General features: G+C 32.2%; 31 protein-coding genes and 1 pseudogene. 16 read left to right on the top strand and 16 right to left on the bottom strand.

Features of this window, described 5'->3' with window-relative positions:
* Positions 1 to 18: 18 nt before the first annotated feature.
* Positions 19 to 885: a dihydropteroate synthase gene (gene folP, locus K5783_RS08930; RefSeq protein WP_297473958.1), complete on the bottom strand. Its 867-nt coding sequence runs from the start codon at positions 883 to 885 to the stop codon at positions 19 to 21.
* Between the two features lie 33 nt (positions 886 to 918).
* Between folP and K5783_RS08925 the strand changes: the two genes are divergently transcribed.
* From K5783_RS08925 to K5783_RS08905, 5 genes are read left to right on the top strand one after another with little or no spacing between them, the layout of a single operon-like run.
* The gene (locus tag K5783_RS08925; RefSeq protein ID WP_297473820.1) at positions 919 to 1,656 is read left to right on the top strand and encodes a 6-hydroxymethylpterin diphosphokinase MptE-like protein; all 738 of its coding nucleotides are present in this window, start codon (positions 919 to 921) and stop codon (positions 1,654 to 1,656) included.
* 35 nt (positions 1,657 to 1,691) lie between these two features.
* Entirely contained in the window at positions 1,692 to 2,267 is a 576-nt protein-coding gene (locus tag K5783_RS08920; RefSeq protein ID WP_297473819.1) for a hypothetical protein, read from the top strand.
* Between the two features lie 4 nt (positions 2,268 to 2,271).
* Positions 2,272 to 3,795, top strand: a complete 1,524-nt coding sequence (gene guaA, locus K5783_RS08915; protein ID WP_297473818.1) for a glutamine-hydrolyzing GMP synthase — start codon at positions 2,272 to 2,274, stop codon at positions 3,793 to 3,795.
* A gap of 8 nt (positions 3,796 to 3,803) precedes the next feature.
* Positions 3,804 to 4,169: a hypothetical protein gene (locus tag K5783_RS08910; protein ID WP_297473816.1), complete on the top strand. Its 366-nt coding sequence runs from the start codon at positions 3,804 to 3,806 to the stop codon at positions 4,167 to 4,169.
* Positions 4,170 to 4,171: 2 nt separating this feature from the next.
* Positions 4,172 to 4,435: a DUF2024 family protein gene (locus K5783_RS08905; RefSeq protein ID WP_297473815.1), complete on the top strand. Its 264-nt coding sequence runs from the start codon at positions 4,172 to 4,174 to the stop codon at positions 4,433 to 4,435.
* Here K5783_RS08905 and K5783_RS08900 read toward each other — a convergent pair.
* The 3 genes from K5783_RS08900 to K5783_RS08890 are packed head-to-tail and all read right to left on the bottom strand — an operon-like array spanning position 4,432 to position 8,717.
* Positions 4,432 to 5,298 carry an ROK family protein gene (locus K5783_RS08900; RefSeq protein WP_297473813.1) on the bottom strand — a complete coding sequence of 289 codons (867 nt, stop codon included), beginning with the start codon at positions 5,296 to 5,298 and terminating at the stop codon, positions 4,432 to 4,434. The genes K5783_RS08905 and K5783_RS08900 overlap by 4 nt on opposite strands.
* A 49-nt stretch (positions 5,299 to 5,347) precedes the next feature.
* Positions 5,348 to 6,958, bottom strand: coding sequence for a thermosome subunit beta (gene thsB, locus K5783_RS08895; RefSeq protein WP_297473811.1), 1,611 nt, complete (start codon positions 6,956 to 6,958; stop codon positions 5,348 to 5,350).
* Between the two features lie 43 nt (positions 6,959 to 7,001).
* Positions 7,002 to 8,717, bottom strand: a complete 1,716-nt coding sequence (locus K5783_RS08890; RefSeq protein WP_297473957.1) for an adenine deaminase — start codon at positions 8,715 to 8,717, stop codon at positions 7,002 to 7,004.
* A gap of 118 nt (positions 8,718 to 8,835) precedes the next feature.
* Between K5783_RS08890 and K5783_RS08885 the strand changes: the two genes are divergently transcribed.
* Positions 8,836 to 9,117, top strand: a complete 282-nt coding sequence (locus K5783_RS08885) for a 50S ribosomal protein L44e (protein WP_109877403.1) — start codon at positions 8,836 to 8,838, stop codon at positions 9,115 to 9,117.
* Positions 9,114 to 9,311: a 30S ribosomal protein S27e gene (locus tag K5783_RS08880; RefSeq protein WP_179371506.1), complete on the top strand. Its 198-nt coding sequence runs from the start codon at positions 9,114 to 9,116 to the stop codon at positions 9,309 to 9,311. Before K5783_RS08885 ends, K5783_RS08880 begins: the two co-directional genes overlap by 4 nt.
* On the opposite strand, the gene K5783_RS08875 is transcribed toward K5783_RS08880, so the two are convergent.
* Genes K5783_RS08875 through cobD form a run of 5 tightly spaced genes read right to left on the bottom strand, consistent with a single transcriptional unit; the run spans position 9,294 to position 13,473 of the window.
* The gene (locus K5783_RS08875) at positions 9,294 to 9,878 is read right to left on the bottom strand and encodes an NTP transferase domain-containing protein (RefSeq protein ID WP_297473808.1); all 585 of its coding nucleotides are present in this window, start codon (positions 9,876 to 9,878) and stop codon (positions 9,294 to 9,296) included. The genes K5783_RS08880 and K5783_RS08875 overlap by 18 nt on opposite strands.
* Positions 9,875 to 10,600, bottom strand: a complete 726-nt coding sequence (gene cobS, locus K5783_RS08870; RefSeq protein ID WP_297473806.1) for an adenosylcobinamide-GDP ribazoletransferase — start codon at positions 10,598 to 10,600, stop codon at positions 9,875 to 9,877. Before cobS ends, K5783_RS08875 begins: the two co-directional genes overlap by 4 nt.
* The gene (locus K5783_RS08865; protein ID WP_297473804.1) at positions 10,593 to 11,561 is read right to left on the bottom strand and encodes a cobalamin biosynthesis protein; all 969 of its coding nucleotides are present in this window, start codon (positions 11,559 to 11,561) and stop codon (positions 10,593 to 10,595) included. Before K5783_RS08865 ends, cobS begins: the two co-directional genes overlap by 8 nt.
* A complete protein-coding gene (locus tag K5783_RS08860; protein WP_297473801.1) occupies positions 11,558 to 12,397 on the bottom strand; it encodes a cobyric acid synthase in 840 nt (279 codons plus the stop codon). Before K5783_RS08860 ends, K5783_RS08865 begins: the two co-directional genes overlap by 4 nt.
* Positions 12,394 to 13,473: a threonine-phosphate decarboxylase CobD gene (cobD, locus tag K5783_RS08855; protein WP_297473800.1), complete on the bottom strand. Its 1,080-nt coding sequence runs from the start codon at positions 13,471 to 13,473 to the stop codon at positions 12,394 to 12,396. The genes K5783_RS08860 and cobD overlap by 4 nt, the downstream gene beginning before the upstream one ends.
* An 83-nt stretch (positions 13,474 to 13,556) precedes the next feature.
* Between cobD and asd the strand changes: the two genes are divergently transcribed.
* From asd to cyoE, 4 genes and pseudogenes are all read left to right on the top strand, one after another.
* Positions 13,557 to 14,633 (top strand): aspartate-semialdehyde dehydrogenase, encoded by a 1,077-nt coding sequence (asd, locus tag K5783_RS08850; RefSeq protein WP_297473798.1) that lies wholly within the window; start codon positions 13,557 to 13,559, stop codon positions 14,631 to 14,633.
* Positions 14,634 to 14,734: 101 nt separating this feature from the next.
* Positions 14,735 to 14,797, top strand: a pseudogene (locus K5783_RS11260) (Lrp/AsnC family transcriptional regulator); the annotation flags it as partial.
* A gap of 51 nt (positions 14,798 to 14,848) precedes the next feature.
* Positions 14,849 to 15,172 carry an Lrp/AsnC family transcriptional regulator gene (locus K5783_RS08845; RefSeq protein ID WP_263970084.1) on the top strand — a complete coding sequence of 108 codons (324 nt, stop codon included), beginning with the start codon at positions 14,849 to 14,851 and terminating at the stop codon, positions 15,170 to 15,172.
* Between the two features lie 2 nt (positions 15,173 to 15,174).
* The gene (cyoE, locus tag K5783_RS08840; protein WP_297473796.1) at positions 15,175 to 16,104 is read left to right on the top strand and encodes a heme o synthase; all 930 of its coding nucleotides are present in this window, start codon (positions 15,175 to 15,177) and stop codon (positions 16,102 to 16,104) included.
* Here the strand turns inward: cyoE and K5783_RS08835 are convergent.
* Positions 16,099 to 16,308: a hypothetical protein gene (locus K5783_RS08835; protein ID WP_109877412.1), complete on the bottom strand. Its 210-nt coding sequence runs from the start codon at positions 16,306 to 16,308 to the stop codon at positions 16,099 to 16,101. The two genes, cyoE and K5783_RS08835, sit on opposite strands and share 6 nt — an antisense overlap.
* A 90-nt stretch (positions 16,309 to 16,398) precedes the next feature.
* On the opposite strand from K5783_RS08835, the gene K5783_RS08830 reads away from it, so the two are divergent.
* Complete coding sequence (locus K5783_RS08830; RefSeq protein ID WP_297473795.1) at positions 16,399 to 16,554, top strand: hypothetical protein; 156 nt, start codon at positions 16,399 to 16,401, stop codon at positions 16,552 to 16,554.
* Positions 16,555 to 16,628: 74 nt separating this feature from the next.
* Entirely contained in the window at positions 16,629 to 17,105 is a 477-nt protein-coding gene (locus K5783_RS08825; protein ID WP_297473792.1) for a hypothetical protein, read from the top strand.
* Between the two features lie 29 nt (positions 17,106 to 17,134).
* On the opposite strand, the gene K5783_RS08820 is transcribed toward K5783_RS08825, so the two are convergent.
* The gene (locus tag K5783_RS08820; protein WP_297473791.1) at positions 17,135 to 18,400 is read right to left on the bottom strand and encodes a DUF5679 domain-containing protein; all 1,266 of its coding nucleotides are present in this window, start codon (positions 18,398 to 18,400) and stop codon (positions 17,135 to 17,137) included.
* 143 nt (positions 18,401 to 18,543) lie between these two features.
* Here K5783_RS08820 and K5783_RS08815 point away from each other — a divergent pair, with 143 nt between their 5' ends.
* Positions 18,544 to 18,927 carry a hypothetical protein gene (locus tag K5783_RS08815; protein WP_297473790.1) on the top strand — a complete coding sequence of 128 codons (384 nt, stop codon included), beginning with the start codon at positions 18,544 to 18,546 and terminating at the stop codon, positions 18,925 to 18,927.
* Entirely contained in the window at positions 18,924 to 19,607 is a 684-nt protein-coding gene (locus K5783_RS08810) for a hypothetical protein (RefSeq protein WP_297473789.1), read from the top strand. Before K5783_RS08815 ends, K5783_RS08810 begins: the two co-directional genes overlap by 4 nt.
* Here K5783_RS08810 and K5783_RS08805 read toward each other — a convergent pair whose 3' ends face one another.
* Positions 19,608 to 20,273 carry a hypothetical protein gene (locus K5783_RS08805; RefSeq protein WP_297473788.1) on the bottom strand — a complete coding sequence of 222 codons (666 nt, stop codon included), beginning with the start codon at positions 20,271 to 20,273 and terminating at the stop codon, positions 19,608 to 19,610.
* Positions 20,274 to 20,412: 139 nt separating this feature from the next.
* Between K5783_RS08805 and K5783_RS08800 the strand changes: the two genes are divergently transcribed.
* Positions 20,413 to 20,826, top strand: a complete 414-nt coding sequence (locus K5783_RS08800) for a hypothetical protein (RefSeq protein ID WP_297473786.1) — start codon at positions 20,413 to 20,415, stop codon at positions 20,824 to 20,826.
* Positions 20,827 to 21,148: 322 nt separating this feature from the next.
* On the opposite strand, the gene K5783_RS08795 is transcribed toward K5783_RS08800, so the two are convergent.
* The 4 genes from K5783_RS08795 to K5783_RS08780 are packed head-to-tail and all read right to left on the bottom strand — an operon-like array spanning position 21,149 to position 23,825.
* Positions 21,149 to 21,559 carry a hypothetical protein gene (locus tag K5783_RS08795; protein ID WP_297473783.1) on the bottom strand — a complete coding sequence of 137 codons (411 nt, stop codon included), beginning with the start codon at positions 21,557 to 21,559 and terminating at the stop codon, positions 21,149 to 21,151.
* Positions 21,560 to 21,614: 55 nt separating this feature from the next.
* The gene (locus tag K5783_RS08790; RefSeq protein ID WP_297473782.1) at positions 21,615 to 22,103 is read right to left on the bottom strand and encodes an acyl-CoA thioesterase; all 489 of its coding nucleotides are present in this window, start codon (positions 22,101 to 22,103) and stop codon (positions 21,615 to 21,617) included.
* A gap of 56 nt (positions 22,104 to 22,159) precedes the next feature.
* Complete coding sequence (locus tag K5783_RS08785) at positions 22,160 to 23,491, bottom strand: UbiD family decarboxylase (RefSeq protein WP_297473781.1); 1,332 nt, start codon at positions 23,489 to 23,491, stop codon at positions 22,160 to 22,162.
* Positions 23,484 to 23,825 carry a hypothetical protein gene (locus K5783_RS08780; protein WP_297473780.1) on the bottom strand — a complete coding sequence of 114 codons (342 nt, stop codon included), beginning with the start codon at positions 23,823 to 23,825 and terminating at the stop codon, positions 23,484 to 23,486. Before K5783_RS08780 ends, K5783_RS08785 begins: the two co-directional genes overlap by 8 nt.
* Positions 23,826 to 23,838: the final 13 nt, after the last annotated feature.

The following is a 23,838-nucleotide window of genomic DNA, read 5'->3' as shown; positions in this document are numbered from 1 at the left end:
AAGAAAGTTAAATATTGATTATAAGCCTTTGTGTTGTTTTGACAGTTTAGATGCAATAGTTATTGCATCTTTAGTTGCCTGCACATTGTGCGTACGGATAACATCGGCTCCATTAACAACAGAGATTGTCTCTGCTGCAATGGATCCAAATAACCGATCAGCAGGATTTTCTTTTCCCAAAATTCTCCCCAGAAAAGATTTGTTTGAAACTGAGATCAAAATTGGAAAACTTTGTTTTATCAAATTCAAGTTTTGAATTATTGATAGATCTCGCTCTACCCAATCTGACTTAATTTTGGTAAAAAATTGACCTTGCCCTGTTTTTCTAAAAAATCCAATAGCAGGATCCAATACAATTTTTTCAGATGAAATATGAGAACTTTTGGCTATTTTCAAACTTTCTCTAAGAAGTTTTTTAGTTGAAGTGATGGGATTTCCTAAAACAGTTTTAGAGTCATATGCACATAAAATTAGAGATGGTGAAAACTTTGATACTACTTTTTTCATTTCATCATCATATTTTAATCCTGAAATGTCATTGATTATTTCAACACCATTTTCCAAAGCATCTTTTGCAACTTTGGCCCTACATGTATCAACTGAGATTGGCAGATTGGATGCATTTTGAATAATTTTAATTGCAGAAAGAACTCTTTTTGATTCTGTTTTCTCAGAAATCATAGTAGGTAGATATGGCGCAGTAGACATTCCGCCAACATCGATAAAATCAGCGCCTGTATTTTCCATCTCTTTTATGTAATTTTTTATTTTAATCGTACTTGTATGGATGGATTTTTTGTAGAATGATTCATGACTTGTATTTAGAATTCCCATTATTCGAACAGGGTTTTTTCCACCTACGCCTACATTTGCAAGTTTTGCCACATGGTTTATCAAATCTAATGCAATTTGAGTCATATGATGGAATTAGGTTGGAAAAAGAGATATGCAGATATTTTAAAAGAATTCAATTATAGTGAAAAAAAGGATAAAGAATCAGCTATTCTGTTAAACTCAATTTTAAAAGAATCAAACGTAAATCAGAAAATTATCCGCCTAATTGAAGGAAAAACAGTTTTTGTTATTGGTTCAGGCCCTTCGTTATTAACGGCCATTCCAGTATTAAAAAGATACAAAAAATCAATTAAAATTGCTGCAGATAGTTCACTTGAACCACTTGTAAAAAATGGGATCATGCCAAACATCATAGTTACAGATTTGGATGGCGATGAAGACACGTTAAAAAAAATTGCAAAAACACAAGCCATTTTTGTTGTTCATGCGCATGGTGATAATATTGAAAAGTTAGCATTAGCAAAAAAATTTAAAAATTGTATTGGAACAACACAATCAAAACCCATTAGTAAAATACAAAATTTTGGTGGATTTACTGATGGGGATAGAGGAGTATTTCTTGCAAATCACTATGGGGCAAAAAAAATAATTTTGTTTGGAATGGATTTTGGAAAAAAAATCGGTAAATTTTCAAATACAAAAAAAATAGATAGAGAAACAAAATTAATGAAATTAAAAAAAGGGGAAAATCTTTTAGAATGGTTATCAACTATTACAAAGTCAGAATTATTTACCACGTCAAAATCAATTAAGGGATTTCAAAAAATATCATACAAAGAACTGGATATTATAATTACCTAGAATGCATTTAATACCCATCCCACATTAACCAAATTATGAAATTTTCTGAAGAGCAGGTAAAGGAAATTGTTGCTTTGAAAGAAAGTTTGGTAGAACAAATAGACAAACATCAAGAATCCATTGAAATGTTAGAAAAAAACATCACTGTTTTAGATTTATTCTTAAAAGATTCTAGTTTTACAAAAGCCTCTCAATTAGAAATGAAAAAAGAGCCAGAGATCCATACCAAACCAGAAATTATTGAAAAACCAGTGAAAAATTCAATTCCAATTAAAAGAGTCAATGATGGCAAGATAATTGCTAATGCATATGTAACACCAGAGCAATTATCCATAGTTTTAGACAATGAAATTATGATAAATGCAGACACACCACCCTTCAAATCATTCTTTTTAGACAGAATTATTGGTGAAATGAAAAAGAAAGATTTCCAAGAAGCAGAGAACGGAAAAATCCAAAAGGAATCAATTATTGATTACATAATTAACAAAAACGGATCAGACATTAGAGAAATCATAATTAAAAACTACAGACAAAAAGAAAGAGTCAACGAATTAATTAACACAGCAGGATGGTCATTAACTAGAATGCTTGAAAATATCAAAAAGTGATAATATGGACAAAATAGTAGTTTTAGATTTCGGGTCACAGTATAGCCATTTGATTTGCAGAAGAATAAGAGAATTTTCAGTTTATGCAGAACTTGTACCTTATGATATTAGTTTTGAAGAATTACAGAAACTTAATCCAAAAGGAATAATTTTTTCTGGAGGACCATCAAGCGTTTATAATTCAGATGCCCCAGTTCCTGAAAATAAAATATTTGAAATGGATTTACCGTTACTCGGAATTTGTTATGGACATCAATTGATTGTTAACAAGTATGGCGGCAAAGTAAAAAGAGCAAACAAAGAATATGGTTCATCTTTGCTTACAATTGATAATGACAAAGATCTTCTAAATGGGATTGGAGAATCAGTTAGAGCATGGATGAGTCACGGGGATGAAGCTGAGCAAATTCCACCTGGATTTCAAGTTATTGGACATACAGAAGGTGCAAAAGCTGCGGCAATTGCATCAGAAGACAAATCAATTTATGGAATTCAATTTCATCCAGAAGTAGTACACACAGAACAAGGTACGGAAATTCTCAAGAATTTTGTTTTGAAAGTTTGTGGTGCAAATCAAGATTGGACTATGGAGGGTTTTATTGATTCTGCAGTAGAGAAAATTTCTAAAATTGAAGGAAATGTACTTTGTGGAGTTAGTGGGGGGATAGATTCCACAGTAGTGGCACTACTAATTCATAAAGCAATCGGAGATAGACTAAAGTGTGTTTTTGTAAATAATGGCCTCTTACGATTAAATGAGGAAAAAGAAATTGAGGCGATGTTTAAAGATAATTTCAAAGTGAATTTTACTTCAATTGATGCTGCTGATCAATTTCTTGGGAAACTCAAAGGTGTAGAAGATCCTGAAAAGAAAAGAATGATTGTGGGTGAGGAATTCATTCATGTTTTTACAGAGTTTGCAGAAAAAAATGGTCCCTTCAAATGGCTGGCTCAAGGAACACTATATCCAGATGTAATTGAGAGCGGAGTCTCCAAAGGTCCTGCAGCTGTGATAAAATCTCACCACAATGTAGGAGGACTACCAGATTGGCTTAATTTAGAAATTTTAGAACCATTAAGGGAACTGTATAAAGATGAGGTAAGAAAAATAGCAAAAATTCTTGAAGTTCCAGAAAAGCTTTTCATGAGACATCCATTTCCCGGTCCAGGACTAGCTGTCAGAATAATCGGAGAGGTAACCCCAACCAAACTAATGATTGCAAAAATAGCTAGTAGAATTGTTGAAGACGAATTACTAGAAGCTAATTTGTATGATAAAGTATGGCAAGCTTATGCAGCTGTAGGCGATGATAGAGCAGTTGGTGTAGTTGGCGATGAACGAAGATATGGAAATATTGTAATGATTAGAGTTGTAGATTCAATAGATGCAATGACGGCAGATTGGACTCGACTCCCACATGGACTTTTAGAGAAGATGAGTAATAGAATAACAAATGAGATTGAAGATGTTACATGGGTAACATACACAATTTCAAGTAAACCGCCTGCAACAATTGAGCCTCAGTAGGGATAATTTTGGAATATGAAAAAATTTGTGATGAAGTTTTAGAATGCGATAAAAAAATCAGATATGTTGGGATTTACGATTATGGTGAACTTTATGATAAAATGAGACAGGGATTAAAAAGTCATTTAACAAGAGAAGAAACTGAGATGTCTTTATCTCAGGCAGTTTATCGCTGGTCTACACGTAAAAAAACATCAGATAAAATTGGCAAGCCAATTTTTGCATTAGCAAAGTATGAAAAAATTTATCGTATTACAATTCCTGTTGGTGGAGCAGGATTAATTTTGATCAGTACAGAATTAGATGCAGATGTAAATAAAATTGTAGATAAAATTTTAGAAATTAAAAATAAATATTCCCAAAATTTGGGATAAACATGGATTTTCATGTTTTTGACACATATGTTAAGGCAAAAGATGGTCATACAATGCATTTTGATGTCGTTACTGATGAAAGCGATATAGAAAAAGCGATTTCTTTTGCAAAAGAATGGCTAAAAGGAATTGGGGAAGAAACAGCAAAAGTAAGCACAGAGGAATGTAGATTTTGTCATACACAGTCAGTTCCAGAAGATATGGAAATTGAGATAATGACAAATGGTTATTTTATTCAAAGAATAGACGGGTGTCCTGAAAACTAAGTTAATAGTGCTGCGCCATATACGCCAGCAGAATCACCTAATTTGTTTTTCAAAATTGGAGTATCAACTAGATCTGAAAATACTTTATCATAAACCGATTTTTTTCCTTCAGTGTATAGAAAATCAATATTTGACAAACCACCACCTAAAACAATTGCATCAGGATCTAAAATGTCAATTACATTAGCAAGGCCGTAACCAAAATTTTCAAGAAATTCATCTTTCCATTTCTGACCAATCTTATTGTCAATATTAGAAAGAATTTCAGGAAGAGACATAGATTTACCAGTTTGTTTTTTCCATTGTTTTTCTAATGATGGGCCGCTGATGTAAGTTTCAACACACCCAGCTTTTCCGCAATAACAGGAATTTCCATTACGATGTAAAATATGATGTCCCCACTCTCCAGCGATGTTAGTTCTACCAGAATGAAGATTTCCATTAATCACAATACCGCCTCCAACACCAGTACCCATGATTACTCCAAAAACTAAACCATAATCCATAGCAGCACCCATTTTAGCTTCTGCCATAGTGAAACAATTAGCATCGTTTTCAATAGAAATTTTTTTCCCAAGTTTTTTTTCTAGGTCTTGTTTTAGAGAGTTCCCAATCAAGCATTGAGTATTGCTGTTTTTTATCAACCCAGTTTGTTTAGAAATGGCGCCAGGCGTACAAATACCAATAGAAAAATCAGAAATATTTTCTGATACTTCCAAAACCAAAGATGAGATGTTATTGATTATTTCTTCATAATCATTTTGTGGTGTTGGGATTCTTTTTCTTTCTAAAGCACGAAGATTTTCATCAAGTAAAATTACTTCGGTTTTGGTACCGCCTAAATCTATGCCAATTTTATACAATAGTAACTTTAGAAAATTTGAAGTTTTTAGTTTTAACTAAATTACAGATTTAATGCATTCCGCCACCGGGGGCACCAGATGTAGCAATAACATCATCAATCCTAAGAATCATGCAAGCAGCTTCTGTAGCAGATTTGATTATTTGCTCTTTGACTGCAATGGGTTCTATAACATTAATTGCCATCATATCAGCAATCTGAGTATTTCTAGCATCGATTCCAGTCCATTTACGACCTTGATTTTGTTTGGCTCGTAGATTTGCCATAGTATCAATTGGATCCATTCCTGCATTTTCAGCAATTGTCAATGGTATTACTTCTAGAGCCTCTGCATATTTCTTGATAGCTAGTTGTTCTTTGCCATCAAAATTATCAGCCCAATCTTTGAGCAATGATGCTGCGTATGCTTCAGGTGCACCACCACCTGCAACAATTTCAGGCTTTTGAATTACATCTTTTACTACCATTAACGCATCATGAATAGAACGATCAACTTCATCAATTACTCTTTGAGAACCTCCACGAATTAACATTGTAACAGATTGTGGGTGTTTACAACCCTCAATGAAAACCCATTTATCAGATTCCACCTTTTTTTGATGTGCCAATTTTGCGGAACCTAAATCACTTTCTGAAAGATCATCAAGATTACTAATTACTCTTCCACCTGTAGCTTTTGAAAGTTTAATCATATCACTTTCTTTTACGCGACGAACTGCCATGATTCCATATTTTGCAAGATAGTGTTGAGCAATATCATCAATGCCTTTTTGACAAATCAAAACATTTGCTCCAATATCATGTAATTTATCTACCATGGATTTTATCATTCTATTTTCTTCTTCTAAGAACATCTGCATTTGAGTGGGGTCTGTAATTCTAATCTCAGAACTCATTTCAGTTTTTTCAATTTCTAATGCAGAATTAATTAATGCAATATGGGCATTCTCGATTTTTGTTGGCATTCCGCTATGAACAATTTCTTTATCCAAAACAATTCCTTGTATAACTTGTGTATCCTGAATTGAACCACCAGACTTCTTTTCAACTTTAATGTTTTCAAGATCAACTGAGTATTCATCGCCTTTCTTTGTAGCGATGCTGAGAATTGCGTCAACTACAATTTTTGATAATATTCCACTGTCTTCAGAGATTAATTTTGATTGCATGCTGGTTGTAGCGATTTTTCTAAGAGAGTCTTTATCATCAGGTAGTACTTTTTTTGCCAGTGCAGAATAAATTTCAAGAGTTTTGTCTGCAGCTGCCTGAAAACCATCAACAATAGTTGATGAATGAACATCTTTTTTGAGAAGATCCTCTGCTCTTGCCAATAAAGCACCTGCAAATACAACTGAAGAAGTTGTACCATCACCTACTTCATTATCTACTGTTTTAGAAATTTCAACTATCATTTTTGCTGCTGGATGTTGAACATCAATCTCTTTGAGGATGGTAGCACCATCATTTGTAATAGTAACATCACCTAAGGAATCAACTAACATTTTATCTAGACCACGAGGTCCAAGACTACTTTTTACTAATTCTGCAACTAATTTTGCTGCAGAAATATTGTTTTGTTGTGCATCTTTACCTTTCTGTTGTAGTGCACTTTCTTTTAGAACTAGAACAGGTCCATTTGGTCCTTGTTGAATCGATGCCATTTAGTTTCAGCTTCAGTCCCCGAATCCCCCTTTTTAACATTACTTAGTTGATCGGTTGTATGTAACACCGTTTTTTCACATCTACAATTCCACCTGAAAGAATTCTAACAGAAGGTAATGCCAAGAAAGGCAAAAACAATGGAATCAGATGAGGTCTGGAAAATTTACATCCAGAATCAACAATGACATTATTGATATTTTCAAAATTTTTGGATACTTTGTCAAAAGAATCTGTAGAAATAATTCCTGCAAATTGTAAGGGCAAAGATGCAAGAATTTTACCAGATTTTACTACAACAAGTCCACCTTGATTCTGTATAAGGTGGTTGGAAGCTATTGCCATATCAGAATCATCAGATCCAATTACTATCAGATCATTTTCATGAAAACTCCACGTAGATGCAAATGCACCAATATCAGCTCCAAAATTTTCAAGAAATCCAATAGAATGTTGATTTGTACCATGAATTCTATCAAATGCTGCAACTTTCCATATATCAGAATCTAAAGAAGCAGAAATTTGATTATCCTTTGAATGAAGATTAGCTGAACCGATTTTAGTAATGATTTCAGTTTGCATGAATATAGTATTTGCAAGTACATCTTTCTTTTTTGATTTTATAAGAAAGTCATTTTTTGAGAATTTTTTTAATTTTACAGTTTTTTTGAACCATGGAGATATTGATTTTTTCTTAATAGATGTGACAATTTTTCCATTAGATACAACTAGTTTTCCACCTACAAAGACTTTGGTCGGTTTAATTGATTTTAGATCATCAAAGATTAGAATATCTGCTAATTTTCCAGGCGCTATTCCACCAAGATCTTTTCCCATGTTATAATAATCAAAATTGTTTTTTGAAGCCATAGTGATTGCATCTATTGGTTTGAGGCCAAGTTTGATTGATTCTCTTACACAATGATCTATGTGACCGAAATTCATAATATCAAGAGGATCAAGACCATCTGAGCAAAACATCAAACGATTAAGATACGTCCCATGAGATAAAACGCTTGGAATAATTTCTTTCAAATCTCGTCTTATCGAGCCTTCTCTAATCATTATCCACATTCCAAGACGTAATCGTTCTAACACTTGATCAAAATTGATTGGTTCATGACATGATAAAATACCAGAGGAAACATATGCATTAAGTTTCTTTTCACTTGCACCAGCTGTATGGCCATTAATTATACAATCATGCTCCAACATAGATGAAATAGATTTCATTGTTTTTGGTTCACGAAGAGTTACTTTGGTCCAAGAAAAAACTTCTCCCAAACCAAGAACATGTGGATGTTTTATTGCAGATTTTTCTTGCGATAATGTGAGAGAGTCACTGTTACTAAATTTTCCATCCACAGGAAGACCTCCAGGTACAACTTGGAAAATTCTTATCGGTAAATCTTCCCCAAGTTTAAGAAATTCTTGAAAACCTTTGTAACCTGCAACGCTTACAATATCGATTGGATCTGAAAATAAAGAAGTAACACCGCAAAGAAGAGCCTTCTGTACAAATTCAGAAGGCAACACAAATTGATCAATATGCAAGTGAGGATCTGCAAAACCAGGAGAAACATATTTTTCTTTTACATCAATTACAGTTGTTTTTGGACCTAAAGTATGTGAAGCATCAGGACCAACATATGCAATTCTATCACGCATTATTGCAATCTGAATTTTTGGGAGAATTTCTCGTGTGTAAACTGATAGTAAATTACAATTTTTTAAAATAAGATCGGCTTTTTTGTCACCCATAGCTACGGAATTCAATGAAGAGATCGAAGTTGCCAGGCTCGAAGTCACAGATAATAATTGGATTTTGCGCCTATTATAGATTCAATGCTTAAATTACGGTTGAAGAGGTTTTTTTGATATGAACATTCCTAAGGTGATCAGAAAGTATTGTGCAAAGTGTAAAACACATACTGAACAAAAGGTCTCCATTTACAAGGCTGGAAAAAGACGTGGTTCAGCTAGAGGTGAGCGTCGACACGCAGAACGTAAAAAGGGATATGGTGGACAGAAATTCCCAAAATTAGCAAAACCAGCCAAAGTTACAAAGAAAGTTACTCCTATTATGACATGTACTGTTTGTAAAAAGAAATACAATAAAGTAGGAGTTAGAATTAAGAAATTTGAGTTGGTGGCAGCATGAAAAAAGATCACATTGAGATTCCAAAACCAGCAAGTAAGTTTCAAAAAGTCAACTGTAATGAATGTGGAGAATTACAAGTAGTTTATTCTCATGCATCAACACAAGTTGCATGCAATTCCTGTGGAAATGCAATTGCAGAAGCAACAGGTTCTAAAGCCAAAATTAATGGCAAAGTCTCAGGTAGTGCTGAGTAAATCATAATCCTGTTTAGAATTTAGATTAAATGCAAGTCTCTTATCATCAAATATGATATAATTTTCATCTATAGTTTCAAGCGATGTAATTCTTTTTGAATTTACTAATGAAATCCCAGTATAATGGCATACTTGATCAGAAAAATTTACTGGACAATCAGATTCAAGTCCAAGTGAAGAAAGGAATTTTTTAGTTACAAGGATGCTAGTCCATGTTTTTTGAGAATCATATTGGTTTACAATTTTTTTGATTATTTCTTCATCCAATAAAGGTAAATCACCAGAAGTAACTAAAACTTGATCATCTATGGCCTTTAGTACTAAATTTAGATCTTCAACATAACCAATTCCAGGAGTGTCAAAGATTTCAATATTATTTTTTTGAAGTAGTTTTTTTGTTTTAGGAGAATTAGAACTTGTAATTGCTAGAATTTTTGAAAAAATATTGGAATTGTTTAACGAATCAATTACGTGAAGTATGATTGGTTTTTTGTATTTGAGCAATAATTTTTCGTCATCTAAATTCATACGAGTACCTTTACCACCAGCCATCACAATTCCAATCATATTGATACAAACACCATCAATGAAGCTAATCTTGTAAGTTCATTTGTAGCGCCAAGCACGTCACCAGTAATTCCACCAAAACTACGAGTGGATAGCGCTAAAAGAAAAATAGTAAGAGTTACAGTTACGCCGAGCATTACTAATCCAGTTGTTTCACCAATAGCGATGACAGGAATTAGCATGATTATGAATGCGGCAGTGAGTTTTTTCTTATCTTTCATCACGTCTACAAAAGGCGAATTTGAGCCTAAGGAGGCTGAATTTCCAAGACTGGCCAACAATACCATTGAGAATTTTGCTAGAATTTCACTAATCAAAATTGCTTTAAACAAATCAAATCCACTTGTAAGTGAAACTGTAATCACCAATCCAATTAGATATAACACTATTCCAACAATTCCTGCAGAACCAGTTGAAAGATCTTTCATCGCTTTTAGCTTTTTATCTTTACTACCTTTGACCATTAATCCATCAGCAAAATCAGCCAAACCATCTGCATGATGAATTCCAGTTACGATTGCAATAAAAGCTACAACTAACAAACTAACTAATAATGGATCTAAAAATAAAGATAACCCAAATCCAAAAGAACCAACTAAAAATCCAATCGCAACTCCAACTATAGGAAAAAGATACATGTATTTTGCAATATTTTCTAGAGTTGTATTGGAAGATGGAAATATTGTAAGAAATGAAAAAACAGAACCGATTTCTTTAAGCATTAATCCACCATCCGATTAGAGATAAAACAGAAATTATTGGAATTGTAACTATTCCAAAGAAAAGAATTGACGTAAGTTTCATCATTGTTATTGCAGAGTACACGTGTTCTTTTGTTAATGTAATTTCACCATCACCTAACTTGTAGTGATTTATCTTTTCAAATTTTGTTTCAAGTGCTCCTGCCAATGCAGCCATAGGATATCCAGCATTTGGACTTTCAGTTTTTTTACCATCACGAATCATGATTTTGTACGATTCCTTCCAATTATTTTTTAAGATAGCAGCTGAAATAATCATAGTCAAGCCTGTAAGTCTAGATGGAACATAGTTCAAAAGGGTGTCACAAGTTGCAGCAAACCACCCTACATTTTTGAATAGATCTGTTTTGTATCCAATCATTGAATCTGCAGTGTTAATTACTCTATACACAAATGCTCCAGGCAGACCGAAAATTGAAAAATAGAAAAGAGGGCCGGTTATTCCATCAACAGTATTTTCACTAATACTCTCCAACATGCCTGAAATTATGTGATTTTTATCCAGATTCTTAGTATTTCTCTTAACTATCATAGACAGACTTGCTCTAGCCTTATCTAGATCATTATCAAGGGATTCTAGAACTTTATGGGTATGCTTTTCCATTCCTCTAATAGCAATTGTAGTTTTTAGTAATAATCCACCAATAATTACAGATACTATAATTGAAATGTAATCAAAAGAGATTAGAGATATTCCAACATTTAAAATTAAAAGTAATGAAATAACAATCAGACTAGTAATAATTATGATTAAAATTCCTCCAGTTTTTTCAATTGTGGGATTTTTATTTTTTGCGATAGGTGTTAGTGTAGCAATTAATTGGCCCATCCAAACAGTAGGATGATATTTATTTTTTGGATCCCCTAATGTTAAATCAATAAAAATTGCAATACCAACAATAAAAATAGATTCAAGAATCATTTTAGCATTCTCTCAATTGATTTGATATCAATATTTGATTTTACAGTTTTTGCTAATCGATTTAGTTCATTATCAATTTTTAAAAGATTTTTCTTATTCCATGTGATATCTTTAGGTTTTACATGAAGAGAATCCTCTTCAGGTAAATCTATCGATATTAGTGGGACAGTACCAACAACGGGAACAGTTGTAAATTTTCTGAGTTTTTGAAATCCTGGTTTTAACACATCAATATCCCCTCGAAATTTGTTAAATATGAAACCTTTGACAAGTTGTTGATATTTTTTTTCAATTAGAGCCATAGTTCCTACAATACTTGCAAAGGAACCGCCCTTGTCAATATCAGAAACAAGTAATACTGAAGCTTTTGCTTTTTCCGCAATTCTCATGTTTGCAATATCAAATTTTTGTAAATTGATTTCAGCAGGCGATCCTGCACCTTCTAAAATTACTAAATCAAAATTTTTTTGCAATATTTTTAAAGATCTAGATGCAATGTTGAATCCTTTGGTGTTTACAAATTTTTCATAGTAATCTTTTGCATGCATTTTTTTGTAGCGCTTTCCATTTAGATATACAATGCTATTGTAATTTCCTATTGGCTTGAGTAATATAGGATTTAAGTCAGGAGTGATTTTACAACGAGCACCAATTGCTTGAATAGCTTGTGCTCTGGAAATCTCAAATGTAGGCGTAATATATCCAAAATTTGACATATTTTGGGATTTGAATGGAGCAACACTGTATCCTTTATCTGAAAAAATTCTGCAAAGAGCTGCAACCAGAGTTGTTTTTCCAGCACCAGAAGATGTTCCCTGAATCATTAATGATTTCATGTGAAATTCTCCAATGCTTTTACTAGTTTTATGTTATCCTTATGAGATTTCACAGCAATACGAAAATAATGATTGTTTAATCCTCGAAAATTTTTACAGTCTCGAATAAGGATTTTATGTTTGAGTAATTTTTTTTGTAATTCTGTTGAATCATGAATTGTTTTTATCAAAATAAAATTTGTTGAAGAATCACAACATTCAAATCCATAAAATTTATTGATTTTATTTTTTAGATAGTTTGATTCCTTTTTAATAACTAATTTTGATTTTGTGAGATGGGATTTGTTTTTAAGAGAAATTTTTGCTGCATGTTGTGCTAGGGAATTTACACTCCACGGGATTTTTATTTTCTGCAAAATTTCAACCATTTGCTTTGATGCTGCTGCATAACCTATTCTCAATCCAGGAAATCCAAAAGATTTAGTCAAAGAACGTAAAACAAATAGATTATCGTATTTTTTTATATATGATATTACTGATTCGTTGGATTCAGGAACTAGTTCAATAAAGCATTCATCAACAAATACTAAAGAAGAATATTTTTGTGCTTTTTGAATTATTTTTAGCATTTGTTTTTTTGGCAAAAGTTTTCCTGTAGGATTATTAGGATTACAAATAAAGATGCAACCATTTCTTGGAATTTTTGAAATAAATGAATTAATATTTTCAGACAAATCTAATGTTTTAAAAAATGAAATTTTACTGTTGTTGAGTTTTGCTGCAGTTTCATATTCTTGAAAAGTAGGAATAGGAATCAATACTTTTTTTCCAGACAGAAAGGCAAAACAGAAATTATAGATTAGTTCAATTGCACCATTTCCAACAAGAATATTTGATTTATCTAATTGCGTGTATTTTTTTATACTTAAAATTAGTTCAGATGAGCCTAAATCAGGATAATTTTGAATAGTGTCAAGATTTTTTTTAAGGAATTTTTTTACGGATGGAGGGATTCCAAGTGGATTAATGTTGGAACTAAAATCCAATATTTGAGGATTGGAATTTTTCAAAGGGTCCCTTCCTCCATGAATTACTGGAATATGTCTAATTATGGAAGATTTTGTTCTTATTTTCACAGTTCCAAATAATAGTTGCTGATTTAGTATGTTTTGGTGATTCAGAAAACGATTATTAATTGAAAGACATCAATTAGTAAATTATGGCTAAAAAAAGGGTTGCAATTATTGGAGTTACAGGTTCTGTTGGTCAGGAATTTGTTCAGTCATTAAATAATCATCCATGGTTTGAAGTAACTCAAATTGCAGCGTCTGAACGTTCTGCAGGCAAGAAATACCTAGATGCAATAAAGGATTCAAGTGGAATTGTTGCATGGGATGTAGGTGGAGAAATCCCAGAATACATCAAAGAAATGACAGTAAAATCAATTGATGAATTAGATGTATCACAATTAGATTTGGTATTTTCTGCTGTTGAATCTGAAGCTGCAAGAGACATTGAGACTAAAATGGCAGTTGATTTACCTGTTATCTCAACTAGTTCAGCTTATAGATACGAAAACGATGTACCTATTCTAATTCCAGGAATTAATGATGAGCAGACAGAATTACTTGATATTCAAAAAAAGAATAGAAATTGGAAAGGTTGGGTAGCACCTCTTCCAAACTGTACAACCACAGGTTTAGCAATTACATTAAAACCATTACTTGAAAAATATGGTGCAAAAAAAGTCATGATGACTTCAATGCAGGCCATTTCAGGTGGTGGAAAATCAGGTGTGTCGGCTATGGGAATAACAGATAACATAATTCCATACATTCCGAAAGAAGAAGGAAAGGTAAGACAAGAAACCAGAAAAATTTTAGGTAAACTAAAAGACGGAAAAATTGAAGAAGCAGACATTAGAATTAGCTGTACTTGTACTAGGGTTCCTGTAATAGATGGACACACAGAATCTGTGTTTGTTGAAACGACAAAGGAGATTGATCCTGCAAGAGCAAAAGAGACTTACAATCAATGCAACAAAGATATTTCAGTTATAGGATTGCCTTCTGCTCCAAAAGATTACTATGCATTTCATGAAGATCCTACAAGACCTCAACCTAGAATGGAGAGAACTGTTGGTGATGGAATGACAACCACAATAGGAAGAGTTGAGAAAGAAGAGTTATTTGATAACGGTCTCAAATACATGCTCTTCTCACATAATAAAAAAATGGGTTCAGCAAAAGGTGCAGTGTTACTTGCAGAAATGTTATACAAAAAAGGCAAGATTTAGATAATTTTTTGTAATTTTTTCAATAATAACTTTATAAGAACCAGAAATCTAGATCGACTCAGGTGTTTTAAACGGCAAAAGTAGATGATTTAGATTTACAAATTTTATCAGAATTATCTAATGATGCATCGATTTCAGTTCCGAGATTATCAAAGAAAATCAATGTAAATTCATCAGTTGTATATTCACGAATCAAAAGATTAGTTAAAAGAAAATTGATTGAACGTTTTACTATTGATGTAAATGATGCTGAACTTGGATATAATGTAAAAGCATTAACTGGGATTAATATGGATACAAAAAATCGCGATCACATTATAGAAGAATTATTCAAAATAGATGGAGTAAGAGAAGTAGCTGAAGTTACAGGAAGATTTGACATTTTAGTAACTATGTATTCAAAATCATTAGATCAGATGCATAAAATGATCTCAGAGCGAATTGGTAGAATTGAAGGAATACAGTCTTCAGAATCATTTATTGAGATGAAATCACGAATGAAAGCAATGCCATATATGCCATCAAAGGGTAGTGACTAGTATTGCAAAAGCAAAAATCTGAATCAAGAGTTGCAGTATATTATGAATTAACAAAGCCAAAGATCTGGTATTTACTTGTCTTTACTGCATTTGGTGCAGCATTAACAGCATCTAATATTTATGATATTGAAATTTCTCCTGCAACTTGGTTACTAATGTTGTTTTCAGTTGCAGCAGGCTCGGCCGCTGCTAATACTTTAACAAATTATCATGATAGGGATATTGATGCTATTATGGAAAGAACAAAGGGTAGGCCACTTCCATCAAAAAGGATCTATCCTGCTGAAAAAGCAAGAAATTTTGGATTAGTATTAGCAGGCATATCATTAGTTTTAGCATTCGGAATTTCTTTTACTACTACTTTAGAACAAGGTGCATGGGCAACTGCATTCATTGCGTTTGGATTAGTAAATAATATTCTAGTTTACTCTTATGTACTAAAACGAAATTCAAGAACCAATATAATTTTAGGAGGTTTGTGTGGAGGTTCACCTCCAATGATTGGTTGGGTAGCTGTAAGTATGTCAGATTTATGGACGATGGGTTTAGCAATGGCAGGATTAGTGTTTATTTGGATTCCAATGCACATATGGGCTTTGACATTACATTTCAAGGATGATTATAACAAAGTAAATGTCCCGATGCTAACTGCAGTTCAATCAGAAAAAACATCTGCAAGAGCAATTGCAGGATCAACTGTGGTCATGGTATTATTTTCAATTGCGCCATTTTTCATTACTACCGAAAATGGAGATTCAATGGTAGGTAGTGTATATCTATGGACTGCGATTGTATCAGGCGCATTAATGATTGCTTTGTCAATATGGGTAATTGTAAAGCCTATGGAGAAAGCTTCATGGACTTTGTTCAAATTTTCTAGTCCATATTTGGCAGTATTGTTTATTGCACTAATGGTAGATTCTGCTCTATAAAATACTACTATTCTCATCTAGACTGTTAAGCTCTTTTGTTATCGTTGAATGCTTTTCCACTATTGATTCCAGTTCATTTTGAAGCTCTCTGGAATTCCATTTTGAACTAATTAAAGAAGTCAGTTTTGCAATGGCACTCCATTGAAGATTATTTTGCTCATCAATTAATTCTAAAAATCGCTTTCCTTTCTCATCGTCGTTCATATTTTTTCGATATTACGCAATGATAAAAAGTTAGCAGTGGTAATGACATAATTTCAAAGTTTTATTACTGATCAGGAGATATTTTTCGTATTGAAATGTAGTATCTCAGAGTGCAAACAAAAAGCATTAGAGACAATCAGTATAAGTTTTCGAGAAACTAGAAATCTTTGTAGAGAGCACTATGAATTATTTAAAAATAAAGATAAAAAACATGCTCCAAAATTTACCAAAGCATCAAAATTTTAACGAAGATTGAATGATTTTTTTTCTAATCCTAAAATTATTGAAAGATTTAACATCTACTATTTTTTAAACAGGATATGGCTGTAAAGAAAAAAGCAACTGCTAAAAAAAAGCCAGTAAAAAAGGTAGATTCCAAGCCAAAAAAACAAGTAAAATCAGCATCATCAAAAAAACCAGAATTTGAAAAAGCATGGAAAGAATACAATGCTGCATTAAATGGATGGAAAGAATCTCTTGCTCAATGGCAAAAAGCCACCAATGAAACTCTAATGACTTATCATGATGCATGTCAAAAAGCATTAGAATCCGATGCAGAATTATTAAAAAAAGTGAGTTCAAGTTGGGAAAATACTTGGGAAGAAATTGGACCACAATACATCAAACAACAAACAAAGATGATTGAAAGCATTTTCAAGGAGACAAATATTGAATCAATAAAGAAATTTAATGAACAGTGGGAGAAATTTCTTTCAACATCGGGAGATGATTCAATTGCAGCATATCAGGAAGCCATTAAAAAATTCAATCAGGCATGGCAATCAGGTCAAGTATAATTTAAACAAGTTTAGAATTTAGAAATAATTTAATTTTTTTTAGTTTTTATGATTCTGAAAACTTTACATTTACAAACAGCACATATTCCACGTATTGCTGGTCTACCATTTTTCATTACAGTCTCTTCAGGATTTTCAATATTTCTTTTTGTTTTACATTTTACACAATAAGCATCAAGTGAATTAGATTCAAGAGTTTTTTCAATTGTTGAGTTATGAAGTTTTTTCTCAATATTATCAAGTTTTTGATTTTGTTTTTGTAAAGTACGAATTATTTTTTGTTCAATATTTGTGTCTTCAGGTTTTTTTGATTTCTTAATTTTAGGAATTTGTTTAGATGATTTACCTGAAGATAAATTTAGATTAGATGACAATATATTTTCTAATTCATCAATTTGTTGTTGTAAATCATTTAATTGGGTTAATTGTTCCTGTGTTGCTTCCTCCTCTTCTGGCTCTGTGATTGGTTCTTGATGTGATTCTAATTGTTCAATTTGTTTTTCTAATTGTTCTAATCTAGCTAATTGCTCCGGTGTTGCTTCCTCCTCTTCTGGCTCTGTGATTGGTTCTGGTGCAAGATCTAGTTCTTGAGGGAGCTCTTCTGTGGAATCTTTCGGTAATGAACCTCTAGGACTGGGAAGAGTTTCTGGCTCTGTGATTGGTTCTGGTGCAAGATCTAGTTCTTGAGGGAGCTCTTCTGTGGAATCTTTCGGTAATGAACCTCTAGGACTGGGAAGAGTTTCTGGCTCTGTGATTGGTTCTGGTGCAAGATCTAGTTCTTGAGGGAGCTCTTCTGTGGAATCTTTCGGTAATGAACCTCTAGGACTGGGAAGAGTTTCTGGCTCTGTGATTGGTTCTTGATGTGATTCTAATTGTTCAATTTGTTTTTCTAATTGTTCTAATCTAGCTAATTGCTCCGGTGTTGCTTCCTCTTCTGGCTCTGTGATTGGTTCTTGATGTGATTCTAATTGTTCGGAAAAATCATATTCAGGAATCAATAATTCTTGTATATCTCCAAGATAATCTAATTTTACTTTATTTCCATCAATTCGTAGATATGGAGTACCGCTAATTGAGAATGTTTTAATTTTGTGTCCTTTTTTCCAGGAATTTTTCCCATTGTAAATTGTAATGTAGAGTAAACCGTTCTTAATATCAGAGGCAATGGTCAAACGATCTATGGGCTTGCCTTCTGTAATTCCTTGCTCAGTATCTTGATGACGGATTGCAACAGAGATCAAATGATCTGAGTCATAACTGACTTTAGAAATTAAATAGTCAGCCCATTTATCCATTATAAAAAATACTGATTGATTTCTAGTAAATAAGCAATTTTAATCAATAAAATTTGGAGGAACTAGATGTATGATAAAAACAAGAAAAAATGAAAAACATGAAAAAATAAGATTATAATTGGTTTAAGATTCCTCATTATTAGATGGAAATATCAATAGAACCATGGAAAAAATTGATAATTCACGAGGTGATTGAATATAAATTTGATGATTGGGTAAAGCAAATAGCGTTTAGTACAAGATCATCTGGTGGAGGAATTCCTACAATGCAATGGACAAATGGAATTGTTTTTTCTCCAGCGAATTTCCCTACAACAAATGTCACTGCTGAAGAACAATTGAAGGGAATTCTTCATTGGTCATCAGTATCTTTTGCAATTAAAGAAAAATTTGAAAAACAAATTGTAAAAGAAAATGCAACCATAAATCTAGTAGATGTAAGTGTTAATGAAATTTTTAAAGAATTAGCAGCAAGTTTGAAGAAGCAATCAAAATATGTAAACCTAGAATCTGGCAAAGATCAATGAATATTGAAGAACAGATAAGAGATTGTGAAATTTGTGTTAAACAGATTAAACAATATGACCCAGATCCATTTTATGTAAATCATTTTTTTAAGGAATTCATTAATTCGGTAAGTAATACTTATGATGGTATTTTTGAAGAAGCAAATAGAGATTTTGGATTATTCATTTCAGAAAAAATTTCCCTAGAGAAATTTCATGAAAAAGCAATAAAGAAAAACGACCAAAATGCAATCAAATTTTTCCAGTGGTTTTTACAGAAATATGAATATGAACATGGAAACCCATATCCAAATTTTATAAAAAAAATATGTCAATGTAAGATTAAATCAGAAAGAATTCCTGAGATCAAGATAATGATTAGAGCATCTGACCGCTACGAAGATGATATTAATCAACAAATCAAAGTTAGTTTAAGTAATGAAAAACTACGTTCTAAAGAAGAATTAGATATCGAAGTAAAAAGGCAATTACCAGTATTTTTAGAAATTATTAATCATAAAAGAAATGAAAAGAATGAACCTAAAGTAGGTAAAAATCAAATTAATGTCTCAACATTTTTAGATATTGAAAATCATAAAGATATTGAAATTGCATATGCTGCTGAAATATACATTCCTGTAATGAAACGATTAGTTGAAGAATCAAGGAGAAAAATTAAAGAATTAACAATATGGAAATAGTTAAGTTGAAAATCCAAAAATATGTGGATTTTTCTTGATTTTAATAATAGGCAAATATGAAAATCCATGCTCTATACTATTAGAAAATTCTGGTTCTTTTCCTAGATTTCCCTGATATTTTATAAAATGTTTTGAAGGTTCAGAATCTAATTTAACATAATTGAAATTATAATAGACTTCATCCATTTCTAATGAAGTGATATATCCTATTACCCAAAATTCTTTGTGTTGAAGTGCATATAGAGTAAGATTAGATTCGTCTGGAAATTCAGGATTATATGTTAATCTAGCTAAACTTCCTAAATCTCGTACTTGAATTGGATAGAATATATCAGATATTTTTTTTGATTCTGCTGGTAAAGGAGAAATTTCTGATTCCATATGAACAATTGGTGCATAATTTGAGATATTTTTTGTAGATTCAACAACATCACAAATTTCCTTATCTCCGTTAACTCGATATGAAACATATCTTCCAAATTTGGGTAAAGGGGCATAAAAAATCAACAAAGTATTTGCAAGAGTCAAACTACTTGAAATAATTCTAGAACCTTTGAATTCTTGAGAATATACTCTTCTAGGATATTCTTGAAAGGCACAAACGTATCTTGCTAAATCATCAAAACTAGATAATTCAACAAAGCATTCATTCTGAGTAATCTCCATCAACAAAATTTGGATTAGATCAGTTTTATTCTTTTGAAATCATAACCGAGTTTTATTACATATGTTTTGGTAGCCAATAGTTACCAATAGTTACCAATAGTTACCAATAGTATATATATCAGTGTCAAAATGTTATCGTATGAGCACACAAACTCAATCAAACAATGTATATTCAATGTACAAGCAAAATGTCCAAAAATACTTTGAAAATATTTCAAAAATCACCCCACAGTATTTTCAAGCTATGACACAATTGCAAGAAGAATGTATGAAAACTTGTGAGAAAACAATTAATGCATCTGTATCGGTACAACAAGAATTTGCAAAAAAGACTGGAATTATTTCAGATATTCCTGATGCTGCAAAAACTGCAATTATTGATACAAACAAGCAAATTGTTCAAGCAAGTACAGTAAACAATCAATTAGTTAAAACAACAATTGATGCAACTGTTCAAAACATCAAAACATTCAATGATAACATAAACGCATTTGCTGAATTGAATAAAAACACAATCCAATCTTGGATTAATCCTATCACACAAAAAAACTAGTGTGTGATTGATTTTTCTTTTTTTATATTTCACTTTAATTTAGAAATTTACAGTATGCATGACCTAGAAATAATATTCATGGTTTTTAGAAATCGACAGTATATTTTTCAAAGTTTTAAAATATGATGAATTTTTTTAGATTTTGTTCACCAGTATCCTATTATAAAATGAAAAACAATCAGTTTACCAAAAACTATCATTTAGACTAATGCTAAATGAATTCACCAAGAGAAGACAGATTATCTGTTACTTCAAAAGCAGTCATTATCTCTATAGCAATACAACTACAAAAAAAGAATAATTTTTTTCTCAATTCAAGGAATTAAGATTTTGGCCACATTGAACTCCAGGTTTCAGCGAATTTCTTCATCATTTCACCATAGGCATTCATTTGTTCTAGTCCAGATGAACTGAAAGCCTTTTGCCAGTTTTCAGTAAATTGTTTGAAAGTGGAAGTATTTGAATCATTTAGTACTTTTTGCCAGTTTTCAGTAAATTCTTTGAAAGAATTCATTCCAGCATCAGCCATTGATTTTTGCCAGTTTTCAGTAAACAGTTTCATGGTTTCAGTACTAGATTCAACAGTTGCTTTGTCCCATACTTGATTGAATTTTTCTTGCATGTCACTACTAGCTTTTTGAATTTGTTCATAAACAGTTTTCCAGTTGTCAAGTGCTTTTGTGTATTCTTGCCATAAGGAATCCCATTCATTGTTTTTTTCTTGTTCAGACAATAACTAAAGATAATTTTTGTTATTCTTAAATGGATCTATAGAAATTAAGAGAAGTTTATTTTTGACGCTTTCTTAGACGTTTTTCCATTCTGAGTTTACCTTCCTCAAATTTGGCTCTATCCTCATCTGTTTTAAGAGCTAATTTTGGAACATGTGTTGGTTTTCCATTTTTATCTAGAGCTACAAATGTAACAAAAGCAGTTCCAGTTAGAGTCCTTATTCCTGTTACAATATCCTCAGCTTCGGCTTTTACTTCAATTTCCATTGAGGAGTTATGTACATAGTTAATTCTTGCATTTAATTTGAGAACATTTCCTACAAACACAGGCTTTAGAAAATTGACACTGTCCATAGACACAGTAACAGCATTTGATTGAGAATGTCGCTGAGCCACAATTCCTGCAACCATGTCAATATGTTTTAGAATTTCACCACCAAACACATTTCCTGCAGGGTTTGCATCAGAAGGAAACATCCTAACTATTACTTCTGCATGTGATTCTGAGGGACTTTTTTCACGTATTTGGGAATTTTTAGAAGACATATCTTTGATTTAATATGATCTTTTACTCATCCAATTTAATTTAATCAGTTTAATGATTATTGGATATATTTTTCTAGATTGATTTTATTGATTTTTGGGATTTTAGCTAATTCAAAGCCCTCTGGACGTTTAGAAAGAGAGCGTGTTGCATCAATTCCCATTTTAGCAGTTTGTAATTTCTTTTGATTACTTGAAGGATCAAGGCTTGAGCCACGAACTTTCTTAAGAATCATTAAATCTTTATCAGCTTGAAATCTTGTAGCCATAGCATACTCTACTGATTCTGCACTAGTAGGATCAATGTCTTCATCAACTACAGTTACTTGCTTTAATGAACGATGTGAATCAAATGTCTTTTTAATTATTTTCTTAGGATCGGAATCGCTTTTCTTTTTAATTTGCACAACTGCATGTAGCCAATTACATCCACCATTAGTCATAGAAACCTTGAGTGTTTGAGGAAATGCTTTTTTTAATTCACCATTTAGCTTAGATTCAATTGGCATTCCCATCAGTAACCTATGTTCAGAATATCCAGATAGGACATCATGGAAAATAGGGTTGGTTCTAAAGAATAAATTTTCAAGTTCAAAAACAGGCTGAGATCTTTTATGATCATATGTTTGAAGCATTTCAACCATCCATTCAGGATGAGTTTTGTCGCGCAGAATTTTTCCTTCCATTACAATTTCGGAACCTGATGGCACATTCAACCCTGAAAAAGGAAGTTTCGTCAAAGTAAGTTTTCCGCCTAAAAGCGAATTTGCAATATCAATTTCATCTTTTCCCCATTCTGCTTGATATGCGCCTGCAATCAAAATTGCTGGATGAACACCTACTGTGATTGCAATTTTGAGATCTTCTCCATGTTCTTTTGCGTCAACGAAACATCTGTGAAGATGACGTCCTTCCACCATTCTAATTGTAAAATGAGTTTTATCAATTGGCATCATTCTATGAAATGAAGAATTTTGTTTTCCAGTTTCAGGGTTTTTGGCATAAGCCACAGAAGATGTGATAAAAGGGCCAGATTCTTTTTCAAAATGAGTCACAATAGGCATAGAAAAGAGATTTTTTGACTTGTTTTCCAAGAATTTTCCTGAAGGGATAATTCTTGGATGTTTGGCTTTTTTAATTGCCGAAATAATTTTTGCGTGTATATTATTTTCAGTCCCGCCCATTGCTAAAGCAAATCGTTTCCTGGTTCCCACTAAATTTGCAACTAAATGAAAATTGCTTTCTTTAATATTTTCAAACAATACAGCATGTGAACCATCAACTTTTGCAGTAATGCCGGCTATTTCGAATTTTGTCGAAACTTTTCTTTTTATTATTTTAAGATCGTTGATCTTTTTAATTTGAGAAATATAATTTCTTAAATCACTCATTCTCAATCATGTCCATAATTTCAGACATTAAGGCTTTTGCAGTATCAGTTTCTAATTCTTTTTGAACAAATACTGAAACTAGAGCAATTCCTCTCATCCTAGTACTAATTCGTTCAGCAACGAGTTTTAAAAAAAGAGAATCTGTTCTTGCGGGAATTACAGTAGTGGTGATAGGACTAGGCCCCGTAGCTAAAGAGGCAATAATCGAACCTATTTTTTTAGCACCTTCAGTTATTGAAATAAAATAGCCATTTTCAAATTTTTGAATTTGTAAAAAGAAGTTACGGCTCTCCAAATTTACCGCTTTCTGGAAAAATCCATTTGGAGAGTTCAATAAGCTATGAACA

It is taken from the genome of Nitrosopumilus sp., from assembly GCF_025699125.1.
Classification (GTDB): Archaea; Thermoproteota; Nitrososphaeria; order Nitrososphaerales; family Nitrosopumilaceae; genus Nitrosopumilus.
This window is presented reverse-complemented; position numbering and strand designations above follow the sequence as displayed.

What these genes read in the sequence shown, in the direction of transcription:
- K5783_RS08925 (WP_297473820.1), top strand. Translation starts at nt 919, where the DNA reads ATGATGGAATTAGGTTGGAAAAAGAGATATGCAGATATTTTAAAAGAA.
- K5783_RS08875 (WP_297473808.1), bottom strand. Translation starts at nt 9,878, where the DNA reads ATGATTGGAATTGTGATGGCTGGTGGTAAAGGTACTCGTATGAATTTA.
- K5783_RS08890 (WP_297473957.1), bottom strand. Translation starts at nt 8,717, where the DNA reads ATGGGTGACAAAAAAGCCGATCTTATTTTAAAAAATTGTAATTTACTA.
- asd (WP_297473798.1), top strand. Translation starts at nt 13,557, where the DNA reads ATGGCTAAAAAAAGGGTTGCAATTATTGGAGTTACAGGTTCTGTTGGT.
- K5783_RS08785 (WP_297473781.1), bottom strand. Translation starts at nt 23,491, where the DNA reads ATGAGTGATTTAAGAAATTATATTTCTCAAATTAAAAAGATCAACGAT.
- K5783_RS08920 (WP_297473819.1), top strand. Translation starts at nt 1,692, where the DNA reads ATGAAATTTTCTGAAGAGCAGGTAAAGGAAATTGTTGCTTTGAAAGAA.
- K5783_RS08865 (WP_297473804.1), bottom strand. Translation starts at nt 11,561, where the DNA reads ATGATTCTTGAATCTATTTTTATTGTTGGTATTGCAATTTTTATTGAT.
- K5783_RS08835 (WP_109877412.1), bottom strand. Translation starts at nt 16,308, where the DNA reads ATGAACGACGATGAGAAAGGAAAGCGATTTTTAGAATTAATTGATGAG.
- K5783_RS08825 (WP_297473792.1), top strand. Translation starts at nt 16,629, where the DNA reads ATGGCTGTAAAGAAAAAAGCAACTGCTAAAAAAAAGCCAGTAAAAAAG.
- K5783_RS08905 (WP_297473815.1), top strand. Translation starts at nt 4,172, where the DNA reads ATGGATTTTCATGTTTTTGACACATATGTTAAGGCAAAAGATGGTCAT.
- thsB (WP_297473811.1), bottom strand. Translation starts at nt 6,958, where the DNA reads ATGGCATCGATTCAACAAGGACCAAATGGACCTGTTCTAGTTCTAAAA.
- cobS (WP_297473806.1), bottom strand. Translation starts at nt 10,600, where the DNA reads ATGCTTAAAGAAATCGGTTCTGTTTTTTCATTTCTTACAATATTTCCA.
- K5783_RS08790 (WP_297473782.1), bottom strand. Translation starts at nt 22,103, where the DNA reads ATGTCTTCTAAAAATTCCCAAATACGTGAAAAAAGTCCCTCAGAATCA.
- K5783_RS08800 (WP_297473786.1), top strand. Translation starts at nt 20,413, where the DNA reads ATGAGCACACAAACTCAATCAAACAATGTATATTCAATGTACAAGCAA.
- K5783_RS08810 (WP_297473789.1), top strand. Translation starts at nt 18,924, where the DNA reads ATGAATATTGAAGAACAGATAAGAGATTGTGAAATTTGTGTTAAACAG.
- K5783_RS08860 (WP_297473801.1), bottom strand. Translation starts at nt 12,397, where the DNA reads ATGAAATCATTAATGATTCAGGGAACATCTTCTGGTGCTGGAAAAACA.
- K5783_RS08805 (WP_297473788.1), bottom strand. Translation starts at nt 20,273, where the DNA reads ATGGAGATTACTCAGAATGAATGCTTTGTTGAATTATCTAGTTTTGAT.
- K5783_RS08885 (WP_109877403.1), top strand. Translation starts at nt 8,836, where the DNA reads ATGAACATTCCTAAGGTGATCAGAAAGTATTGTGCAAAGTGTAAAACA.
- K5783_RS08880 (WP_179371506.1), top strand. Translation starts at nt 9,114, where the DNA reads ATGAAAAAAGATCACATTGAGATTCCAAAACCAGCAAGTAAGTTTCAA.
- K5783_RS08820 (WP_297473791.1), bottom strand. Translation starts at nt 18,400, where the DNA reads ATGGATAAATGGGCTGACTATTTAATTTCTAAAGTCAGTTATGACTCA.
- K5783_RS08815 (WP_297473790.1), top strand. Translation starts at nt 18,544, where the DNA reads ATGGAAATATCAATAGAACCATGGAAAAAATTGATAATTCACGAGGTG.
- guaA (WP_297473818.1), top strand. Translation starts at nt 2,272, where the DNA reads ATGGACAAAATAGTAGTTTTAGATTTCGGGTCACAGTATAGCCATTTG.